The organism is Tardiphaga sp. 37S4, assembly GCF_021044645.1.
Taxonomy (GTDB): Bacteria; Pseudomonadota; Alphaproteobacteria; order Rhizobiales; family Xanthobacteraceae; genus Tardiphaga; species Tardiphaga robiniae.
In genome coordinates this window covers 3,046,731-3,065,485 of the sequence record NZ_CP088008.1, presented here as the reverse complement: position 1 = coordinate 3,065,485, position 18,755 = coordinate 3,046,731, and the positions used below count along the sequence as shown (strand labels likewise).

The following is an 18,755-nucleotide window of genomic DNA, read 5'->3' as shown; positions in this document are numbered from 1 at the left end:
CGCCCGCGGGTTCACTGTTTCAGATCAAATATCGTGTCTCTTGGGCGCCCCCGGCGCTGGTCACGCGGCGCGGCAGCACAGTGAAGCGGTAATAATGATCTAGAGCTATTCACCGTAAGCAGATAGTGAAAATAACCTGCGGTGTTGCTTCTCGAGTAAGCGTTCAGGAATATTGTCGAACAATGCAAATTCCTCTGCGAACACCTTGAAGTTCTTACCCTGTTCCGAGAGACAATTGTAGAAGAGCAACAAAAGCTCCTGATCGGAGAGCTGAGAACGTATTAGCTTTATATAGAAATCGTTGTTAGGCGAATTTTGGCGGACAAATCGGATCATATTGAAAAGGAAACGATAGTAGTGACCGAGTTCTAGTTGCACTTCCTTCCAATAGGCTCTGTAAGCTAGAGCAAGAATTTGTTCGTCTGTAAGTCGGTTGCGGCCGTTTTTTTGTTTCTCGCGATAAATCTTTGTGAGCCGAGTATAGAAAATGCGGAAGCAGTCTCGTCCTTGTGTTCGCGCACTGGACTGTCGGTCCACGAGGTCAATTGAATTGACGATATTGTTGTGGAGCGACAACATCTGAAAGAACGTTGAATCGAAGGTCTGCTGTTTTGTTGTCGATATTTGACTTTCAAGCGCGTCTGCTGAGCGGCTTAACTCCTCTCTAGTTAAGTTCATTTCGATTTTTTGAAGAGCGAGCGTGAACAGAACGCCGATGAATGAAAGAAACGTCAATATCGGATTGAGCGTGCCACCGAAAAAGTCTCCCCATGGGCCATATCTCATATATGTTTTGGGATTGTAGTATCCGATGTAGGCGGTGGTTACTACCATCGCTGCGGCAATGGAGAAGAGGGTAAGAAGTCCGAAGGCAAACAGCACTCCAATTTTTGGTTTTGGATAATTAGAAATTGGTTTCACTGTCGCATCCCCCACGAACTGAATAACTTAGCCAACTCTTTTAGCTGCAAGATAATCTGCTGGCTCTCTCGCCGAGCATTTATCAACCATAAAGTGTGCTTCGCTTAAGAGTGGTTCAACCAAACTAGTTGCGCACTATCGCTCCGGCCGCGGCTTGTTGAACCGATACATTGGCGGCAGTTTGAGTTGCGGCAAGTCTGCCGGCTTGTCCGGATAGTGAAATTCACTGCCGTGCAGCCATCGTGCCTGAAAGTGATTCCAGAACAGAATGGCGTCCATCTGCCATGTGAAATCGAAGACACGCCATCGACCGCCGCCACCAATCCGCTCTCCGGTGGGATTGAATGGGATGCCGTTCAACTTGCAAATCTCGTCGATGTCGAACCAGTTCTCGCGCACATAGGTGTCTTCGAGCGCGACATGATAGGGGCGGTCCGAACGCCACCGATAATGACCCGAGCCGCGCGGATAGAAGCCATGCCGCTTCATCAGAAATTCCGGCAGCCGCGCGATGCCTTTGGCGATGCGCCGGGCTTCGTCGGATGTCAGCTTGTCGTGGCCGAAACTGTACTTCTGCAGATCGTCGCGGCTGTAGACCCAGGCGACCGTGATGCCATTGGCATCGACCACGCGAAAGCTATCGGCGTTGTCGCTCTGGACCCGCCAAGGCGGCGGGAAACGTCTGTTTTGGCCCTCTGACGGCATAAGAACAAAATAAGAACATTGTGGCCGGGCGGTCAACCCGACGCGGTGGCAAACACGACCCAAAATTCAGTTTTTACAACGCGTTACGGCATCGCCGTACCGCTCCTTCACCCATGTCTTACCAGGAGAAGCAAATGACCTTCGACCACAACCAGAGCGCGCCCGAAATCAAGGCCGGCATTCCCTCCGGCGATGCGCAGGACGTCTATGACGCGATGATGCGCACCTTCGAGGACTTCAAGTCCGAGAACGACGCGCGCCTCGCCAGTATCGAGAAACGATCCGGCGATGTCCTCGTCGAAGAGAAGGTGGCGCGCATCGATGCCGCGCTCGATGCGCATCAGCGCCGGCTCGACCAGCTTTCCCTGAAGGGCGCGCGGCCCGCACTTGCTGCGGACAGCGCCGCGCGCCCCCAACCTTCCGAACACAAGTCGGCCTTCGAGGCCTATGTGCGATCCGGCGAGAGCGAGGGCCTGCGGCAGATCGAGACCAAGGCGATGTCGGTCGGCTCCAATACCGATGGCGGCTATCTGGTGCCGGTCGAACTGGACACCGTGATCGCCGAACGGCTCGCGATGATTTCGCCCATCCGCGGCATCTCCGGCGTGCGCCGGATCTCCAGCGGACTCTACAAGAAGCCGTTCATGACGGCGGGGCCAAGCACCGGCTGGGTCGGCGAGACGGCGGCGCGCCCGCAGACCAATTCGCCGACATTCGATCTGCTGTCGTTTCCGGCGATGGAGCTTTACGCCATGCCGGCGGCAACTTCGACGCTGCTCGACGATGCGGCCGTCGATCTCGATGACTGGATCGCCGGGGAGATCGATCAGGTCTTTGCCGAGCAGGAAGGCATGGCCTTCGTCTCCGGCGACGGCGTCAACAAGCCGAAGGGATTTCTGAGCTACACGATGGTGGCCAATGCATTATGGAGCTGGGGCAATATCGGCACCATCGCCACCGGCGCGGCAGGCGCCTTTGCGGCGTCCAATCCGTCTGACAGTCTCGTCGATCTGATCTATGCGCTGAAGCCCGGCTACCGCCAGAACGCGACATTCGTGATGAACCGCCGCACCCAGGCGGCGATCCGCAAGTTCAAGGATTCCACCGGCGTCTATCTGTGGCAACCGCCGGCCACCGCCAGCGGCCGCGCCAGCCTGATCGGCTTTCCGCTGGCCGATACGGAAGACATGCCGGATGTCGCCGCAGGCTCGCTCTCCATCGCCTTCGGCGATTTCCGCCGGGGCTATCTGATCGTGGACCGCCAGGGCGTGCGCGTGCTGCGCGATCCCTACAGCGCCAAACCTTATGTGCTGTTCTACACGACCAAGCGGGTGGGCGGCGGGGTGCAGGACTTCGATGCGATCAAGCTGCTGAAGTTTGCGGTGAGCTGAGGGCAGGCGATCGGTGCGGGCGATGTGCCGTCGCCCGCCATTGCCTGGTTCAGCAATAGCGGTCGTTGCAGCCAAATTGCTGGCGGCCAACAAGCAGCTCCGGCGGCACACCATAATGGCTGTAGTAATAGGAAACCTGCGGCGGGCCGAAATAATGGTGAACCTGAAGCGGACCGGCGCCCTGGGGCGCATAGGTGATGATCTTGTCGAATGGCGGGGACTCGACGGCAAGGTAACGCCCGCGGCCAGCAAGCGGTGCCGGCTCCACCACCTGACCTTGGCCATAGCGCGGAGTGCCCGAGAGATCGGCGGCTGCCGCCGGCAGCGTCACAGCAGCAGCGATGCAGGCGAAGGCGAGCTGGCGCAGCACGACGGGCATTCCTTCTGATCGGCGCGTCACTGCACGAGAGCGACGGCGACGGTTGTGCGATGGATGTTTGCCAGAAAGAGCTTGTGTGAGGCTGATCTGACGTGCGCGGCGTGTATCGCAGATATGCCCGGATGTCGCGGTGGGGTCGCTCTCCATCGCCTTCGGTGACTTCCGCAGGGGCTATCTGATCGTGGACCGCCGGGGCGTGCGGGTGCTGCGCGATCCCGGCGGCGCCAAGCCCTATGTGCTGTTCTATACGACCAAGCGGGTCGGGGGCGGGGTGCAGGACTTCGATGCGATCAAGGCACTGAAGTTTGCGGTGAGTTGAGGGCGATTGCGGGCCTCCAAGACCAGCACTGGAACCGGAGGCTGGCCGAATCGGTAAGATGATTGTGGGATCATTGAAATCTCCGCATCGGGTGCCCTGTTAAATAGGGGAACAAAATGCTAACCATTTCCTGTTGAGATTACATTTTGGACCAACTTGCCGTGGCACGTAGCGACCTAATCCTTTCCATTGTTCGCGCCAGCGCAGCCGGTGATCGCAAGGCGCTGCGCGCGTCCGTAGAGGCTATCGTTGCCGAGGAACGAAGCAAAAACCACCATATTTTGGCGGACAGGCTTCAGAGAGCGATGAACTCAGTATCGGTGGCGCCACCGGCTGTTTCTTCCCATTCCGCGGGACAATCTGGCAAAGACTCTATTTTAGAGACTGTTCCGCGTCAGCGGATTGATGATTTGATCCTGTCGCTACCCGTGGGTGAACAGATCAAGCAGTTGGTTGAAGAACAACACCGTGCAGATTTGTTGCGCTCGTATGGGATGCAACCGCGGCACCGCGTCTTGCTATCGGGACCTCCGGGCAACGGGAAGACGTCGGTGGCCGAAGCGATAGCAGAAGCGCTCGCTGTTCAGTTCTTTACGGTGAGATACGACGCCCTTGTAGGTTCTTTCCTTGGGGAAACGAATACTCGTCTTGCCAAGCTGTTCGACTACGCGAGAACGGTCCCATGTGTACTGTTTTTCGATGAGTTCGATTCTATCGGCAAAGAACGAGGTGATATTCATGAGACTGGTGAGATCAAGCGGGTCGTCTCGTTTTTGCTTATGCAAATTGATCAGCTTCCGAGCTATGTTGTAACCGTTGCAGCGACAAACCATGCGGAGTTGCTTGATAGGGCAGTTTGGCGGCGATTTCAGTTGCGCCTCTCCATGCCACAGCCTTCAGCGGAAGCCTTAGCTGTGTACTTAGACCGCCAATTAGCTCAGTGGCCCGAACCCGCTGGTCTGACAGCTGATCTCCTAGCGAAAAAACTAGGGCCGGTCAGCTTCGCTGAGGCTCTTGAGTTCTGTCAAACCGTGCGTCGAAGACATATTTTATCTTCAAACAACCGCGAGTTGAAAGCTATAGTGCGGGAGCAGCTGGATCTTTGGGCTGCTAGAGTCATCCCGAAAGTAGCAGATGCCGCACGATCCCGAGAAGCCGCTCCTCCGCTTAAATGAAGCTAAAGACGTAGCCCGGCGCCGAACGGGAGGCGGTGGTAGTGACAGTCGACAATTTGGTGCGACTGAACAGGCGAGAAACCACGGGCCAATATTCCGGCGACTTAGCAATGTCCTGCGTAGCAGCAATGCTACGATGCAGTTGCGCGCTGATCCAAATGCGCTCGCACCTGAACGACTTCTAGTGTTTGAAGTCACCGGCTCTATCCAGGACTTTGCAAAAGCTGTCGCAAGGATAGACGGTCTCGAATTCGCGGGTGAAGAAGAACTAGAGGCCGATGAGTTTGACGCCAATCCCGAGTTATACCTTCTAGTTCCTCAACTCGGAGCCCTTCGGGAGATCGTCTCGCTCTGGGATACTTGGCACCGCGATGGAAGTCTGCCTCGTGGCTTTGCTCCCTGGCGCCAACTATTCCTCCATCTGCGATCTGTGCGACCATGGGGTCCCTCAGATCGCGTTTCGGCGAGAAATCGCGAGTACTTTCTACTCGTTGTCGAAGATGCTCCCGACGATCATTTGGTGCGAATTGAATTAGAACTTGTGTTTCGAGTTGATGATGGCGCGGCGCTTGCGGCTGAAGAACTGGTCAAAGATCATGTAGCGCTTGTAGGTGGCGAAGTTATTCACAGTGCTCGCCGACCGGAATTCTCTTACCACGCGCTACTAGTCGATGTTCCTGCGAGTGAAGTGCGTAGTATCGCCGAACTCGACCCTGGCTCTCTCGCTGGCTCCGATCCTGTCGCGACGATCACGCCGCAAAGCGTGGGAACACCTCTCGAAACAGCCGAAATGGCTGGGGCGCGCATATCCCGCCCAACGCCCACTAACGATGAGCCGATTGCTGCGGTCTTCGATGCCGCACCAGCGCAATCCCATCAGCTTCTTCGCGGTAGCCTAGCGTTAGATGATCCTTTCGATCTCGAAAGTCAGTCAGTTGGCTCACGTATCCATGGAACAGCGATGGCTTCCATTGTCATACATGGTGACTTGAACGATGCAGCCTCGCCAATAAGCCGCAAAGTGTATTTCCGGCCGGTTATGTATGCACCCTCGCTCGGCGATGAGCGATTTGACGATGAGAAACTGCTAGTCGATGTAATTGTTGAGGCCGTGAGGCGAATGCGGGCTGGGGGTGGATCGGAAGTAATTGTCGTCAACCTCTCTTTGGGAGACAGTACCAAGCCTTTTGCGGGAAAGATGTCGACTTGGGGGAGAGCGTTGGATTATCTCGCATTTACCTACGGAATACTCTTCTTGGTAAGCGCTGGAAATATTAGTGACGGAGTAGCTGTCCCAGAATTCGAGAATGGCGATGCATTTTTGCGTGCGCCATTTAATCTTCGATCCTTGGGCGCATTCCGCGGATTGGACGCTGCAAAGGCCGATCGGCGCCTTTTGGCCCCCGCGGACAGTTTGAATTCCTTGACGATTGGCTCTTGGCATAGAGATTCGTCGATCGCACCGTTTCGTGGGGCAAGCCCGTTCATGCCGTATGTAGACATGGATATGCCTAACTTATCTTCTCGCCTCGGCCCTGGATTGCGACGGAGCACTAAGCCCGACGCGCTGTTCGCAGGCGGCCGCCAACCTGTTCGACTTGACCCACTGAGCGCAGCTCCTGTTCTCGTCAGTCATCCCCATCCAAGTCAGCATTGGGGATTGAAGGTCGCGGCGCCGAGTTCTGGCACCTATCACTATACAATGGGAACTAGCGCAGCTACGGCACTAGCGACCCATTCAGCGCATCGAATATTTGATGCGCTGGAAGCGGCTTACCCTGACGTGATCGAGGGGACACCGCTTGATGAGCGCGCAGCTCTATTGAAGGCTCTGTTGGTTCATTCGGCAAAATGGAATGGGTCGGAAACTTTCATCCGATCCGTGGTCGATCCCGCCAGTACGATGCACCACGAACATTGGCGTCGCGAAGTTTGCCGCCACCTCGGATATGGGTTTGTGGATCCGGAAGATGCGATCGCGTGCGCAGTTGATCGAGCTACGATGTGGGCGACAGGCAGAATTGGCCTAGAAGGCTCTTTAGCATTCGATGTGCCAATTCCGGCTGAGCTGGGAGGGAGTGCTACGGTGCGAGAAATCAGGGCTACTCTCGCTTGGTTTACGCCAATTCGGCCCGGGCATCTTGCATATCGTGCGGTCAAGCTGAGAATACCGTCACTTCAAAGAGATGATCTGGAAACTATCGGTGTCAGCACATCGAGTGCGCAACCAACAAATAGCCAATCAGAATCTGGAACGGTTACACATAGGCGATGGAGTGACGCTCGTATCGGCCAGACTGACGGAACCAATACGATCTCGATTCAGATTCAACGAGAGAAAGATCAGGGCGTTCCGTTAGACGAAGCTGTGCCGTTTGGTCTTGCGGTAACCTTGGAGATGCCTGGCGCAGCTCAAGTGTATGATCAGGTTTTGGCGAGAATCGCTCTGCGGCCACGCGCCTACGTGAGAGTCTAATGAATTGACGCGAACGGTCGAATAGGCACGGCGATTGAATGCCGAATTCGAAATGACGATGTGCCAACGGTGCGCGATCTGCCAGAGCTTTTGCGCCTGAAACACACGGCTGTCGGAGCAATCGGCGATGCTGCCAATGTGCCAGATTCCCTTCCAAATATTGCGCCGCTGGAGCAGGCGGTCGAGAAGGAATAGCGCAAGGTTGAAGCGCTGCGCAACGAGTTTGCACTCGAGCCGCAACCGTCAATGAATTTGGCCCCTTACTCAGGTCTTGCAGATGGTCAACAAACCGCCCATCCAGCGTGCGCGCGGCTTCACGCCCGCAGCTATCGAAAACGTGCGGCAGCGCTACGAGGAGACCAATGAGTCTCTGGAGGCCATCGCCGCAGATTTCAATTGTCATCGGAGTACCGTGGAGCGGCTAGCACGCGTTCACGGCTGGATGCTCCGCAAGGAGCGGGTGGCGCGGGATCTTCCGGCGGCGTTGCAGCTTGATCTGGCGGTCGCGCAAGTTCTGGATGCTTCAACGAATGGCGATGATTCCACGGAGCGGCCGGTGTCGGAGAATTCCGCTGCCGATGCGGGGGCGCCGCTCGTCGAGCCGTCACTGGCGCTGCGCCTTGAGCTGGCGGTTGCGAAGGAATTGGAAAAGGTCGAACGGCTGCGTTCGGAAACTGGCAGCGCCGCCCGTCGCACCATTGAAGCCGAGCGGATCGCCCGCACGCTGTCGGCGCTGACGCAAACGCTGTTCAAGGTGCGCCGCCTGCGTGAGACCGGGAGCTCGATCGCCGATGACCATGACCAATTGCCAAGCGATGCCGATGAATTCCGTCATGAGCTTGCGCGCCGCATTGACGCGTTTGTCCGCAGCCGGTCTGACGCAGGCGTGGCTCGACCAGATGAATCTTCCGGCGCAGCTTCGCCTCCATCACGATTTTGCGGTGCTGGCTCATCGCCATCAGGAGCATGCGGACAGGGGCAATAATGGCGGGCCGTGGACGACATGGCTAAATCTGGGTGGGCGCGGCGCAGGCAAGACGCGTTGCGGCGCGGAATGGGTGCGGGCCATGGCTCTGGGGATCTCTCCGTATGCCGACCACGCGCATCGTCGTATCGCGCTGGTCGGGGAGTCCTGGCAGGACGCCCGCGAGGTGATGGTGGAGGGCGAGTCCGGTATCCTGAACACATCGCCACAGGCCGAGCGCCCGCTCTGGACAGCCTCCCGTCGGCGGCTGGAATGGCCGAATGGCGCCGTCGCGCAGGTGTTCTCGGCCGATGAACCGGAGAGCCTGCGCGGCCCGCAATTCGAGGCTGCATGGTGCGACGAGCTGGCGAAGTGGCGCTATGCCGAAGCGGCGTTTGATACGCTTCAGTTTGGGCTGCGGCTTGGCGCGAGACCGCGGCAGTTGATCACCACGACGCCGCGCCCGCTGCCACTGATCAAGCGGCTGCTGGTCGATCCACGTACGCGGGTGACGCGGGCGCCGACGGTGGCCAACAAGGATTACCTGTCGCCGGCCTTTCTCGATGCCGTGGTCGGCCGCTACGCCGGCACGCGGATGGGGCGGCAGGAACTGGATGGCGAGCTGATCGAGGACCGGCCGGATGCATTGTGGTCGCGCGCGCTGATCGAGGCATGTCGGGTGGTCGAGCCGCCGCCGCTGCAGCGCATCGTGGTGGCCATCGATCCGCCGGGCACCTCACGCAAAGGCGCAGATGCATGTGGCATCGTCGCAGTGGGGCGTGCCGAGAGCGGCTGGTTCTATGTGCTGGAAGATGCCTCGGCAGCGGGGCTTTCGCCATCAGCCTGGGCCAGCAAGGCGGTGGCGCTGTATCGCCGGCTCAATGCCAACAACATCGTCGCCGAAGTGAATATGGGCGGCGAGATGGTGCGTGCGGTGCTGCGCGAGGTGGATCACACGGTGCCGCTGAAGGAAGTGCATGCGACGCGCGGCAAATATCTGCGCGCCGAGCCGGTGGCGGCGCTCTATGAGCAAGGCAAGGTGAAGCATGTCGGTTGCTTCCCCGATCTGGAAGACGAGATGTGCGACTTCGGAGTGGAGGGACTGTCGAGCGGGCGTTCGCCTGACAGACTCGACGCCATGGTTTGGGGGATCACCTCGCTGATGAGCAGTTTCACCAGTGGTGGGCCGCGCATACGGCTGTTGTGACAATCGGGCGAAGTCGTGGAACCATTCTCCCGCTGCCGTCGTTACCTCCATTCACGCAAGCTTTGGGAGAACGACAATGAGACTGACCGAACGCGTCGCGTGTGCGGCGGTAATCGCCGTGATGGGGGCCTTTGCGGGATCTGCAGCTCAAGCTGCTGACCAGACCTTCACGGGGGTCGTCACCATCCTCGATCGCACCACCAGCGAAGTGGTGATCAAGCAGGCGCCGGCTGGCGAGACCGTCGGCGCCAATACGCCGGGCGCGGTGGAGAAATTCAGGCTGCGCACGGTTCCGGAGTCGCTGCATGCCGGCGAGCGCGTCACGGTGACCTATACCGAGAGCAATGGCGTCAAGACGATCAGCAATGTGACCGAGAAGAAGGACTAGCCGATACGGGCGCGTGGGCTGCTGTCGCAGGCGATACTGCTGCATGGGACCATGCGCCCGGAATTCCTGGTGCGGACAGGTTCAATCCTTCAGCACGAACTTCTTGCGCAGTTCCACGGCCACTTCGTCGGCGAGCTGCTGCGCATAGGTGGCGTGTTTCGGCGCGGTGATCACCATCGGCCGCCAACCGAGCAGGGCATCCCTGCGTACCGACACATAGACGCCGCCGACAACGATGCGCTGGGCGATCATTTCCTCAAGTTCGGCTTCGGTCTTTTCTTCTTTTCCCATAACCGGCTTCCCGTGATGCTCTGAAGCACCCCTCTAGCTAGGGAGGCGTTTCGGAAATGCAGTTCACAAGAATGAGAGACGCCACTATCACAATGTCGCAGGCAATGTTGTCGCAGGAAATGCTGTCGCATGAAAATGCTGTCGCAGTCTGAAGCCTCCGCAGTCGGCGCGCCTGTTCCGCGCGGCGCTCAGCAATAGCCGTAATAGCCGCAGCCATAGGGCGCGCGGCTGAAGATCGTTTCGGACGGGGTGCCGTAATAGTTGCGGTAATAATAGGAATTCGGCTTGCCGTAATAGCCGTGCACGATGGAGGAGATATCCACCTCCGGCGCATATTGCACGATCGGCTCTTCCATCGGCTTTTCGTCCTTGACCACCACCACGCGGCGGCTCTTCACCACCGGCTCGTCGAACAGGCGGCCGATGCGGCCCTGGCCGGCCATGTCAGCGGCCTGCGCGCCCGCGATCAGGGCAGCGGCTGAAATGGCCATGGAAACGGCGGGGATGAGCAGGCGCAGCATGCGGGATGTCTCCATGATTCGCGGATCATAGCGGAGAACCTTTCACGGATCTTAACGACACCTGCCTTGCGCGGCGCTTGCTTGCACAGTCTTGCCTTGAGCGCGCCTGCGATCAGAGCGGCGTGCCCCAGGCGCGCGCCGTCTGCAAAATCCAGTCGCGATACAGCGTCAGCGGCGTCACGCCGGTGAGGCCGCCGCAGCCGGCACTGCTCTTCGCGCCGGTGGACCACGACACCACGCCGATCACGATGTTGCGGCCATTTTGCTGTTGCAGCACGGGCCCGCCTGAATCGCCGGTGCAGGCGCCGAGGCCGTCTCTGATATTGTCGGTCGCGGGATCGACCAGTCTTATCTGCAATTTGCCGGGATGGCTGGTGGAGGTGAGCTGCGCCGCGCGCACGGTGCCACCGCTCTTGCCATCGCCGCGCGCGGCGACGCCGATGCCGGCCACGAGATAATTCTGTCCGGCGGCGAAGGGCTCGGTGGGCACGCCGAGCGGCAGCGCCGTCTTGCCGGGCAGCGGATCTGCGAGCTGCAGCAGCGCCACATCGGCGCTGGCGCGATGCGCCTTGATGCCTTCCGCATTGAACTGCGGGTGATCGGCGACGCGCTTCACCGCCAGCAATTGCGGCTGCCGCTGGGCGTCATAGAGCACGATCTTGTAACTGGCGCCGGGCGTCACGCAATGCGCCGCCGACAGCACCAAAGTCGGCGCGATCAGCGCGCCCGAACAGAAATTGCCGCGCGAGCCGACAATGGTGATCACCGCGCGGCCGATCTCGTCATTGCGCACGCTGGCGCCGCCGACGAGCGCGGAAGCGGGAATTGAGATGAACGATGCAAGCGCAATGCTGGCAATGGCGAGAGAGCGCCGCGTCACGCGTGTGCGCGGCGGCATGCGGGAACCTGTCTGAATCATGGCGGGGATGTCAGCCCCGCGGACCCGCGATGTCAATTCCCTGATTGGTCACACGAGCCTCCCGGAGATTCCCATGTCCGCCATTCTGCTGGTGCCGCCGGCAAGCGAACCGCTGTCGCTTGCCGAGGCCAGACAATTTCTGCGTGTCGAGCACGCCGACGATGACACTGTTATCACCGCGCTGATCGCCGCCGCCCGCGCGCATGTGGAAGCGCTCACACGCCGCGCGCTGCTGACACAGACCTGGCGGTTCGTGCTGGACGCGTGGCCCGCGAATGGACGCATCGCGCCGCGTATCGGCCCGCTGCAGAGCCTGCTCGCCGCGCGGGTGTTCGATGCGAGTGACGTCGCGCAGGCGCTGGATGTCGAGAGTTTCGTCGTCGATAGCGCTGCCAATGTCATCGCGGCGCCGTGCTGGGCATTGCCCGCACCGGGGCGCGCTGTCGCCGGCATCGAGCTCGATGTGATCTGCGGCTTCGGCGCGCTTGCGAGCGACGTGCCGGCGGATCTCCTTCATGCGCTGAAGATGCTGCTGGCGCATTGGTATGACAATCGCGGTCTCGCGGCGGTCGGCACCGGCGCGGTGATGCAGCCTGCAGGTCTGCACGCGCTGATCGCGCCGTATCGGGGGCTGTCGCTATGATCGATCCCGGACGGTTGAAGACACGCCTCGTAATCGAGGCGCCCGATGAGGCCGATGACGGGCAGGGCGGCGTTGCGCGCAGCTACAGCGCCGTCGCGACCGTCTGGGCCGCCGTGTTGCCGGCGCGCATGACGCACGCGGTCGAGGCCGATGCCGACGGCGCGCTGGTGCATCTGCGCATCATCCTGCGCGGCGGCTTCGCGCTGACCCTGCGGCATCGCTTCATCGACGCCGCGAAAATCTATCGCATCACTGCGCTGCGCGAGATCGATGAGCGCCGGTTCGTCGAGATCGACGCCGAATGGCGCATCGATTGAACTGAATCTTACCCTTCCCTGGAGGGGGAGGGTCGTCACGTGCGTAGCACGTGGCGGGGTGGGGTGAATGTTCATCGACGATGCTTGTGGCTTCACCCCACCCCGTCTCGCATCACGCTTCGCGTGATGTTCGCCGACCCTCCCCCTCCAGGGGAGGGTCAGAAAGAGGGATCATCCCATGCCCGCAGCCCAAGCTGGTGCCAGTGTCGCCTTGCGCGCGGCGATCTTTGATGCGCTCAAGGCCGACACGGCGCTGGGTTTCGCGCTCGGTGGTCACCGCGTTTATGACGAGCCGCCGGCCAATGTCGCGTTTCCCTATGTCACACTCGGCGATGCGCGCATCGTCGATGTCTCCGCCGATGACGGCCAGGTGCAGGAGCATCAGCTCACGCTGCATGCCTGGTCGCGGCAGGGCGGCCACAAGGAGGCGCATGTCATCACCGGCGCGCTGCTGCAGGCGCTGGACGACGCGCCGCTGACGCCGGATGGCCATCGGCTGGTCAATCTGCGCTTTGCCATCGCCGATATCCGGCGCGAGGCCGACGGCCGGACCTATCACGCCGTGGTGCGGTTTCGCGCCGTCACCGAACCGCAGTGATCTTTGCTTGACGCGTTTTCTTGACGCGAACCGGCATCCACTTCGCTTGAAAACGCTATTGTATAAAGGGAACACGCGATGGGCGCACAGAAGGGCAAGGATCTGCTGATCAAGCTTCATAACGGCACGACCTTCGTCACGGTGGCGGGGCTGCGCAGCCGGCGCATCGCCTTCAATGCGGAGATCGTCGACATCACCCATGCGGAATCCGTTGATCGCTGGCGCGAGCTGCTGGCCGGCGCCGGCGTGCGGCGCGCGTCGATTTCCGGCCGCGGATTGTTCAAGGACGGCGCCTCCGACGCCTTGGTGCGGCAGGCGTTCTTCGACGGGGTGATCAATAACTGTCAGGTCCTGGTGCCGGATTTCGGCACCATCACCGGGCTGTTCCAGATCGCCAGTCTCGAATTCGCCGGCGAACACAATGGCGAAGTGAGTTTCGATCTCGCGCTCGAGTCTGCGGGCGCGCTGACCTTTGCGGCGGTGTGACCCTTACCCTCCCCTGGAGGGGGAGGGTCGTCACGTGCGTAGCACGCGTGGGGTGGGGTGAATGTTCATCGACGGTGCTTGTGGCTTCACCCCACCCCGTCTCGCATTGCGCTTCGCGCGCTGCTCACCGACCCTCCCCCTTCAGGGGAGGGTAAGAACGGAGATCACCATGCCCAACAGACTGCGCGGCGAGATCGCCGCCGAACTCGGCGGACGCAGCCATACGCTGGTGCTGACGCTCGGCGCGCTGGCGGAGCTCGAAAGCGCGTTCGGCGCCGACGATCTCGCAGCACTCGCCGAACGTTTCGGCTCCGGGCGGATGTCGGCGCGCGATCTCATCCGCATCATCGGCGCCGGATTACGCGGGGCGGGGGAAGCCATCAGCGACGACGAGGTTGCGGCCATGACCGTGCCGGGCGGCGCGGCAGGCTTTGTCGGCATCGCCGCCGAACTGATATCAGCGACCTTCACCGACACGCCGCAGGTCGCGCGATGACACAGCCCGCGCCATTTCCATGGGCCGAGGCGATGCAATTCGGTTTCGGCGTGCTGCGGCTGTCGCCCGGTGCGTTCTGGCGGATGACGCCGCGTGAACTGGCGCATGCCATCGCGGCGGTGCGCGGACCCGTGTCGATGCCGATGGACCGTGGCGCGCTCGACGCATTGATGAAACAGTTTCCGGATTCCGGGGAGCCTTTGCATGAGTGACACCAGTGACCTCTCCGCGGCGTCCGGCACGCTCGACAGCATGACCACGAAGACCGCCGGTCTGACATCCGCCGCGACGACGTTCTCGAAAGTGATGACCCAGGCCTTTTCGAGTTCGGTCGCATCGGGCCAGAAGTTCGACGACGTGCTGAAATCGCTGGCGCTGAAAATGTCGGACCTGGCGACGAAATCGGCGCTGCAGGCCGGCGCGGGCGCGATGTCATTGAGCATTTCCTCGCTGGTCTCGAGCCTGTTCGGCGGCGCGGGCAAGGCTGGTGTCAGCAGTCCGGTGAAGGCGTTCGCGTCGGGCGGCGTGATCGGCACGCCCAGCTATTTTCCGATGCCCGGCGGCGGCACGGGTCTGGCCGGCGAGTCCGGGCCGGAAGCGATCATGCCGCTGCAACGTGCCGCGGATGGCAGCCTCGGTGTCGCCGCGCAGGGCGGTGGCAACACCATCCATGTGCAGATCGCGACGCCGGATCTCGACGGCTTCCGTCGTTCGGAGAGCTACGTCACCGGCCAGATCGCCCGTGCGGTCGCGCGCGGGCAGCGCAGTCTGTGATGGATAGCGTGCGATCTGCTTACCCTCCCCTGCAGGGGGAGGGTCGTCACGTGCGCAGCGCGTGACGGGGTGGGGTGACTGTTCATCGACGGTACTTGTGGCTTTACCCCACCCCGTCTCTCATCGCGCTTCGCGCGCCGATCGTCGACCCTCCCCCTCCAGGGGAGGGTGAAGGAAGAGTCTCATGACAGTCTTTCACGACATCCTGTTTCCGCTCGATATCGCGCTGAAGAGCGCAGGCGGGCCGGAACGGCGCACGGAGATCGTGTCGTTCGGCTCCGGACGCGAGGAACGCAATGCACGCTGGGCACATTCGCGCCGCCGCTACGATGCAGGCTACGGCATCAGGACGCTGGCGGCACTGCAGAGCGTTGTGGCGTTCTTCGAGGAGCGGCGGGGACGACTGCATGGCTTTCGCTGGCGCGACCGGCTCGATCAGACATCGAACATATCAGGCGGAGCGATCTCGCCGTTGGATCAAGGCATCGGCATCGGCGACGGCGCGACCGCGTCGTTTCGATTGATGAAGACCTATGGCAGCGCCTTTGCGCCATATCAGCGGCCGATCACCAAGCCCGTCGATGGCAGCGTGCGGATTGCCGTTGCCGGCGACGAGATCGCGAGCAGTGCCTTCAGCTGCGATGTGACGACGGGCCTCGTGACATTCGCCAGCGGACACATTCCCGCGGCGGGGGCCGCGATCACCGCCGGCTTCCAGTTCGATGTGCCGGTGCGTTTCGATACCGACTATCTCGAAGTCGATCTGTCGGCCTTCGCCGCCGGCGCAATCCCGAAAATTCCGCTAGTGGAGATCAGGATTTAGGAGGCGCATCGGTCGTGAGGGGGGCAGACTATCAGTCGGTAGTCTCGCCGTGCAGTTCGAGCTTGTAGCTGTCGGTGTTCTCGAAATTGACCGTGACCTTCTTGCCCTCGAAAGCCAGCGTCCAGGACTGCATTTCGCTGTGGCCGAGAATACGGCGCTCGACGACAAAAGTATTGGCGTTCGTCCATCGTCCGCGGACCGCATCGACACCGTAGCTGACGGGAGAACCGGTCCGGAAGTTGCCGTCAAGTCCAAGTGGACCGGTGAAGCGGCGGGTCTGCTCGGGCTTGCCGGTGACGGTGGTGATCTCCCATGACGGGCTATCGCCGACCAGGGTCAGGCTGAACGTCCCGACCCGGATTGCATTTTGGGTGAAGCGGTAGGTCTTGCCGGAGACGTCTTTGGCCAGATCCGGCGTCAGGCCGAGCGGTGACGGCCGCGGCATTGCCGCGTTGCGGATCGATGCGGCCAGCAGGGCCTGCGCAACGGGATCGTCGGGCAAGGCGCTCTCGGATTTCACTGCACCGGCGATGTCGTCGATCAGACGGCGGGTCGGATAGAATTCATCCTTGCGCATGCTGCCGGTCAACACGGCGACAATATCGAGTTTCGGCAAAACCATGATCAGCTGCGAGTGCAGACCACGCGCCATATAGGCGCCTTTCTCAGGGATCGACCACCACAGATTGGCGTAATGATTGTCGGCAGTTGCGACGATCTTGCCCTCGGCCGCGCGATCGACCCATGACGGCGGAATGATCTCGCGGCCTTCCCACACACCGTTTTGCAGATAGAGATAGCCGATCTTTGCCATGTCATGCGGCGGGATATAGAGTCCGGCTTCGCCATCGGTCACGCCCTGTGCGTCGGGGCGGCCCCAGTCGATGTCGGTAATGCCCAGCGGTCCGAACAATTCGCGCTTGGCGAATTCGAGTGCGTTCTGTCCCGTCTTCTTGTTGATCAGCGCGGAGAGCAGATAGGGATTGCCGCTGTTGTAATAGAACCGCTCGCCCGGCGCCCGGCTCATCTCCTGGCCGAGCACGAATTCGGTCGGATTTTTGCTGCGATACATCCGGTCAAGCGTTTCGTCGGATGTGTAGGCTTCCTCCTTCCAGGCGATGCCGGAAGTCATGTCGAGTAGATGCTGGATCGTAATGGCCTTCTTGCGATAATCCAGTTTGTCGATCTGGTTGTCGGTGAACAGATCGACGACCGGGTGATCGACACTGTCGAGTATCCCGTTTTTCAATGCGATGGCGATCAGCGTCCCGGTGACGCTCTTGGTCACCGAGCGCAGATCGTGACGCAGGCCGGCGACATAAGGCGCGTAATAGGCATCGGCGACCAGCTTGCCATGGCGCACGATCAACAGGCTGTCCTGCTGGCGTACGCCGACGGTATCGATCAATTGGGCGAGCCTGCCGGAATCCATCCCTTGCGATTCCGGTGTTGCGACCTGCCAGCCCTTGGTTGGCCATGGCGGCGTCGTCGCCGGCGTTTCGTCCGGCGCACCTGCTGCGCGAATGACGGTCGCGGGAGTAACGATCAGTGTGACGATTGCCGCGAGCACCGCGATCCCGGCAAGGCGTTGTCGCAGCATCCGTCCGCTCCCTGTGCCCGGCTTGTTGCATGCCGGTACTGTGAGAACAATTAGAGCGCGAAGGATGGTCGCGCGCAACGACGACGTTTCAGGATTCAACCATGCGCAGCATCCCCGCAGCCCTGCAGACCAAACTCGATTCCGGCGTCACCACGCTGGCGCAGGTCTGGAAGCTGACGCGGCGCGATGGCGTCGTCGCGGGCTTCACCGATCATGACTGCGATCTCGTCATTGATGGCGTCACTTATCGCGCCGGCACCGGGCTCGCCGCGTCGGAAGCCACGAGCCGTTTTGACCTGTCGGTGGACGGCGGCGATATCGCCGGTGCGCTGGACGACGACATCCTCACCGACGCCGATCTTGCGGCGGGGCGCTACGATGCCGCGCAGGTGGAGACCTGGCTGGTGGACTGGAGCGAGACCTCGCTGCGCGTGTTGACGGCACGCGGTACGCTGGGGGAGGTGAAGCGTGAAGGCAACGCATTCATCGCCGAATTGCGCGGGCTTGCGGCGCTGCTGTCGCAGGAGAGCGGGCGGCTTTATACGGCGCGATGCGGGGCGGATCTCGGCGATGGCAAATGCCGCATCAATCTCGCGGGCTGGCAAGGCGCTGGCGCGGTCGAGGGGCTCGAGGGGACATCGATGTTCTCGGCGAGTGGTCTCGGTGCCTTCGCAGATGATCTGTTCACCGCGGGGCGTCTGACATGGACGAGCGGCGGCAATGCCGGGCTCGCCATGGAAGTGAAGCAGCATCGCGTCACGCCGGGCCATGTGCGGCTGTCGCTGTGGCAGGCCATGGCGGAGCCGGTTGCAGCCGGTGATGCATTCACCGTCACCGCCGGCTGCGACAAGACGCTGGCGACCTGCCGCGATCGCTTCGGCAATGTCGATAATTTTCGCGGCTTCCCCGACATTCCCGGCAACGACTTCGTCATGAGCTATCCGACGCCCGGGATGGGTGGGGGATAAGTGCGATCAATCCGTCCCCTGCAAGGTGAGGGATGGCGTGTGGATCCCATGTGATGCGGTGGGATCGATTCGTTGCAGGGCGATGGAGTAGACGATCACGAAACAGGCGATTGCGGCGGCGTAGAGCAGACGTTCGAGTAATGCCATCGGTGGTCCATCCGGATGAGAGACACGCTTGTCGAAGCGAGCCGGGCGGCCATCGGCCAGAACGGAGTCACTGACATCATTTGCAGCTATCTCTTGGGAAGGTGAGCATGCACCTTTGCAGGCGTGCCTATGCCGGCACATCGACGATGCGTGATTGGAAAGCTATGTGGCTCCGGCGGCGATGTCGTTGCCGAACGCGCAGAAGCTGTGTTTCAGCATGCGAAATATTTTCCGGATGATGCGCGGA

At 60.9% G+C, this 18,755-nt stretch carries 23 protein-coding genes and 1 pseudogene; 16 read left to right on the top strand and 8 right to left on the bottom strand.

Annotation, left to right across the window (positions count from 1 at the left end):
* Nucleotides 1-105: 105 nt before the first annotated feature.
* Complete coding sequence (locus LPB73_RS14895) at nt 106-921, bottom strand: putative phage abortive infection protein (RefSeq protein WP_231077342.1); 816 nt, start codon at nt 919-921, stop codon at nt 106-108.
* Between the two features lie 135 nt (nt 922-1,056).
* The gene (locus tag LPB73_RS14890) at nt 1,057-1,551 is read right to left on the bottom strand and encodes a hypothetical protein (RefSeq protein ID WP_231077341.1); all 495 of its coding nucleotides are present in this window, start codon (nt 1,549-1,551) and stop codon (nt 1,057-1,059) included.
* A 209-nt stretch (nt 1,552-1,760) separates the two neighbouring features.
* On the opposite strand from LPB73_RS14890, the gene LPB73_RS14885 reads away from it, so the two are divergent.
* Nucleotides 1,761-3,017 carry a phage major capsid protein gene (locus LPB73_RS14885; RefSeq protein ID WP_231077340.1) on the top strand — a complete coding sequence of 419 codons (1,257 nt, stop codon included), beginning with the start codon at nt 1,761-1,763 and terminating at the stop codon, nt 3,015-3,017.
* Nucleotides 3,018-3,066: 49 nt separating this feature from the next.
* Here the strand turns inward: LPB73_RS14885 and LPB73_RS14880 are convergent, their stop codons facing one another.
* Complete coding sequence (locus tag LPB73_RS14880) at nt 3,067-3,396, bottom strand: hypothetical protein (protein ID WP_231077339.1); 330 nt, start codon at nt 3,394-3,396, stop codon at nt 3,067-3,069.
* Between the two features lie 118 nt (nt 3,397-3,514).
* Here LPB73_RS14880 and LPB73_RS14875 point away from each other — a divergent pair.
* The 6 genes and pseudogenes from LPB73_RS14875 to LPB73_RS14850 all read left to right on the top strand — a co-directional run.
* Nucleotides 3,515-3,715 (top strand): annotated as a pseudogene (locus LPB73_RS14875) (phage major capsid protein); the annotation flags it as partial.
* A gap of 161 nt (nt 3,716-3,876) precedes the next feature.
* The gene (locus LPB73_RS14870; protein ID WP_231077338.1) at nt 3,877-4,890 is read left to right on the top strand and encodes an AAA family ATPase; all 1,014 of its coding nucleotides are present in this window, start codon (nt 3,877-3,879) and stop codon (nt 4,888-4,890) included.
* A 136-nt stretch (nt 4,891-5,026) separates the two neighbouring features.
* Nucleotides 5,027-7,366, top strand: coding sequence for a S8 family peptidase (locus tag LPB73_RS14865; protein WP_231081022.1), 2,340 nt, complete (start codon nt 5,027-5,029; stop codon nt 7,364-7,366).
* 277 nt (nt 7,367-7,643) lie between these two features.
* Nucleotides 7,644-8,351: a hypothetical protein gene (locus LPB73_RS14860; RefSeq protein WP_231081021.1), complete on the top strand. Its 708-nt coding sequence runs from the start codon at nt 7,644-7,646 to the stop codon at nt 8,349-8,351.
* The gene (locus tag LPB73_RS14855) at nt 8,266-9,537 is read left to right on the top strand and encodes a DNA-packaging protein (protein ID WP_231081156.1); all 1,272 of its coding nucleotides are present in this window, start codon (nt 8,266-8,268) and stop codon (nt 9,535-9,537) included. Before LPB73_RS14860 ends, LPB73_RS14855 begins: the two co-directional genes overlap by 86 nt.
* Before the next feature lie 76 nt (nt 9,538-9,613).
* Nucleotides 9,614-9,925, top strand: a complete 312-nt coding sequence (locus LPB73_RS14850; protein WP_231081020.1) for a hypothetical protein — start codon at nt 9,614-9,616, stop codon at nt 9,923-9,925.
* Between the two features lie 81 nt (nt 9,926-10,006).
* Here LPB73_RS14850 and LPB73_RS14845 read toward each other — a convergent pair whose 3' ends face one another.
* The 3 genes from LPB73_RS14845 to LPB73_RS14835 form a co-directional block, all read right to left on the bottom strand.
* Nucleotides 10,007-10,216, bottom strand: coding sequence for a hypothetical protein (locus tag LPB73_RS14845; RefSeq protein ID WP_089267048.1), 210 nt, complete (start codon nt 10,214-10,216; stop codon nt 10,007-10,009).
* Nucleotides 10,217-10,404: 188 nt separating this feature from the next.
* A complete protein-coding gene (locus LPB73_RS14840) occupies nt 10,405-10,737 on the bottom strand; it encodes a cytochrome P450 (protein WP_231081019.1) in 333 nt (110 codons plus the stop codon).
* 112 nt (nt 10,738-10,849) lie between these two features.
* Entirely contained in the window at nt 10,850-11,635 is a 786-nt protein-coding gene (locus LPB73_RS14835) for a S1 family peptidase (RefSeq protein ID WP_231081018.1), read from the bottom strand.
* Nucleotides 11,636-11,729: 94 nt separating this feature from the next.
* On the opposite strand from LPB73_RS14835, the gene LPB73_RS14830 reads away from it, so the two are divergent.
* From LPB73_RS14830 to LPB73_RS14795, 8 genes are all read left to right on the top strand, one after another.
* The gene (locus tag LPB73_RS14830; protein ID WP_231081017.1) at nt 11,730-12,299 is read left to right on the top strand and encodes a head-tail connector protein; all 570 of its coding nucleotides are present in this window, start codon (nt 11,730-11,732) and stop codon (nt 12,297-12,299) included.
* Nucleotides 12,296-12,616, top strand: coding sequence for a head-tail adaptor protein (locus tag LPB73_RS14825; RefSeq protein ID WP_231081016.1), 321 nt, complete (start codon nt 12,296-12,298; stop codon nt 12,614-12,616). Before LPB73_RS14830 ends, LPB73_RS14825 begins: the two co-directional genes overlap by 4 nt.
* Nucleotides 12,617-12,794: 178 nt before the next feature.
* On the top strand, nt 12,795-13,214 hold the full coding sequence (locus LPB73_RS14820) for a DUF3168 domain-containing protein (RefSeq protein WP_231081015.1): 420 nt from the start codon (nt 12,795-12,797) through the stop codon (nt 13,212-13,214).
* Between the two features lie 78 nt (nt 13,215-13,292).
* Nucleotides 13,293-13,700 carry a phage major tail protein, TP901-1 family gene (locus tag LPB73_RS14815; protein WP_231081014.1) on the top strand — a complete coding sequence of 136 codons (408 nt, stop codon included), beginning with the start codon at nt 13,293-13,295 and terminating at the stop codon, nt 13,698-13,700.
* Between the two features lie 169 nt (nt 13,701-13,869).
* Nucleotides 13,870-14,196 (top strand): gene transfer agent family protein, encoded by a 327-nt coding sequence (locus tag LPB73_RS14810; protein WP_231081013.1) that lies wholly within the window; start codon nt 13,870-13,872, stop codon nt 14,194-14,196.
* Nucleotides 14,193-14,408 (top strand): rcc01693 family protein, encoded by a 216-nt coding sequence (locus LPB73_RS14805; RefSeq protein ID WP_231081012.1) that lies wholly within the window; start codon nt 14,193-14,195, stop codon nt 14,406-14,408. Before LPB73_RS14810 ends, LPB73_RS14805 begins: the two co-directional genes overlap by 4 nt.
* On the top strand, nt 14,401-14,970 hold the full coding sequence (locus tag LPB73_RS14800) for a phage tail tape measure protein (RefSeq protein WP_231081011.1): 570 nt from the start codon (nt 14,401-14,403) through the stop codon (nt 14,968-14,970). The genes LPB73_RS14805 and LPB73_RS14800 overlap by 8 nt, the downstream gene beginning before the upstream one ends.
* Before the next feature lie 184 nt (nt 14,971-15,154).
* Complete coding sequence (locus LPB73_RS14795) at nt 15,155-15,793, top strand: DUF2460 domain-containing protein (RefSeq protein WP_231081010.1); 639 nt, start codon at nt 15,155-15,157, stop codon at nt 15,791-15,793.
* 31 nt (nt 15,794-15,824) lie between these two features.
* Here LPB73_RS14795 and LPB73_RS14790 read toward each other — a convergent pair whose 3' ends face one another.
* Nucleotides 15,825-17,393: a serine hydrolase domain-containing protein gene (locus LPB73_RS14790; protein ID WP_231081009.1), complete on the bottom strand. Its 1,569-nt coding sequence runs from the start codon at nt 17,391-17,393 to the stop codon at nt 15,825-15,827.
* 101 nt (nt 17,394-17,494) lie between these two features.
* Here LPB73_RS14790 and LPB73_RS14785 point away from each other — a divergent pair, with 101 nt between their 5' ends.
* Nucleotides 17,495-18,361 carry a DUF2163 domain-containing protein gene (locus LPB73_RS14785; protein ID WP_231081008.1) on the top strand — a complete coding sequence of 289 codons (867 nt, stop codon included), beginning with the start codon at nt 17,495-17,497 and terminating at the stop codon, nt 18,359-18,361.
* 6 nt (nt 18,362-18,367) lie between these two features.
* Here LPB73_RS14785 and LPB73_RS14780 read toward each other — a convergent pair whose 3' ends face one another.
* Entirely contained in the window at nt 18,368-18,508 is a 141-nt protein-coding gene (locus LPB73_RS14780; RefSeq protein ID WP_170849701.1) for a hypothetical protein, read from the bottom strand.
* Nucleotides 18,509-18,755: the final 247 nt, after the last annotated feature.

Excerpts from the sequence above, each read along its gene's own strand:
- LPB73_RS14885 (WP_231077340.1), top strand. The coding sequence starts at position 1,761 with ATGACCTTCGACCACAACCAGAGCGCGCCCGAAATCAAGGCCGGCATT.
- LPB73_RS14880 (WP_231077339.1), bottom strand. The coding sequence starts at position 3,396 with ATGCCCGTCGTGCTGCGCCAGCTCGCCTTCGCCTGCATCGCTGCTGCT.
- LPB73_RS14865 (WP_231081022.1), top strand. The coding sequence starts at position 5,027 with ATGCAGTTGCGCGCTGATCCAAATGCGCTCGCACCTGAACGACTTCTA.
- LPB73_RS14860 (WP_231081021.1), top strand. The coding sequence starts at position 7,644 with ATGGTCAACAAACCGCCCATCCAGCGTGCGCGCGGCTTCACGCCCGCA.
- LPB73_RS14855 (WP_231081156.1), top strand. The coding sequence starts at position 8,266 with ATGAATCTTCCGGCGCAGCTTCGCCTCCATCACGATTTTGCGGTGCTG.
- LPB73_RS14850 (WP_231081020.1), top strand. The coding sequence starts at position 9,614 with ATGAGACTGACCGAACGCGTCGCGTGTGCGGCGGTAATCGCCGTGATG.
- LPB73_RS14845 (WP_089267048.1), bottom strand. The coding sequence starts at position 10,216 with ATGGGAAAAGAAGAAAAGACCGAAGCCGAACTTGAGGAAATGATCGCC.
- LPB73_RS14840 (WP_231081019.1), bottom strand. The coding sequence starts at position 10,737 with ATGCTGCGCCTGCTCATCCCCGCCGTTTCCATGGCCATTTCAGCCGCT.
- LPB73_RS14835 (WP_231081018.1), bottom strand. The coding sequence starts at position 11,635 with ATGCCGCCGCGCACACGCGTGACGCGGCGCTCTCTCGCCATTGCCAGC.
- LPB73_RS14830 (WP_231081017.1), top strand. The coding sequence starts at position 11,730 with ATGTCCGCCATTCTGCTGGTGCCGCCGGCAAGCGAACCGCTGTCGCTT.
- LPB73_RS14825 (WP_231081016.1), top strand. The coding sequence starts at position 12,296 with ATGATCGATCCCGGACGGTTGAAGACACGCCTCGTAATCGAGGCGCCC.
- LPB73_RS14820 (WP_231081015.1), top strand. The coding sequence starts at position 12,795 with ATGCCCGCAGCCCAAGCTGGTGCCAGTGTCGCCTTGCGCGCGGCGATC.
- LPB73_RS14815 (WP_231081014.1), top strand. The coding sequence starts at position 13,293 with ATGGGCGCACAGAAGGGCAAGGATCTGCTGATCAAGCTTCATAACGGC.
- LPB73_RS14810 (WP_231081013.1), top strand. The coding sequence starts at position 13,870 with ATGCCCAACAGACTGCGCGGCGAGATCGCCGCCGAACTCGGCGGACGC.
- LPB73_RS14805 (WP_231081012.1), top strand. The coding sequence starts at position 14,193 with ATGACACAGCCCGCGCCATTTCCATGGGCCGAGGCGATGCAATTCGGT.
- LPB73_RS14800 (WP_231081011.1), top strand. The coding sequence starts at position 14,401 with ATGAGTGACACCAGTGACCTCTCCGCGGCGTCCGGCACGCTCGACAGC.
- LPB73_RS14795 (WP_231081010.1), top strand. The coding sequence starts at position 15,155 with ATGACAGTCTTTCACGACATCCTGTTTCCGCTCGATATCGCGCTGAAG.
- LPB73_RS14790 (WP_231081009.1), bottom strand. The coding sequence starts at position 17,393 with ATGCTGCGACAACGCCTTGCCGGGATCGCGGTGCTCGCGGCAATCGTC.
- LPB73_RS14785 (WP_231081008.1), top strand. The coding sequence starts at position 17,495 with ATGCGCAGCATCCCCGCAGCCCTGCAGACCAAACTCGATTCCGGCGTC.
- LPB73_RS14780 (WP_170849701.1), bottom strand. The coding sequence starts at position 18,508 with ATGGCATTACTCGAACGTCTGCTCTACGCCGCCGCAATCGCCTGTTTC.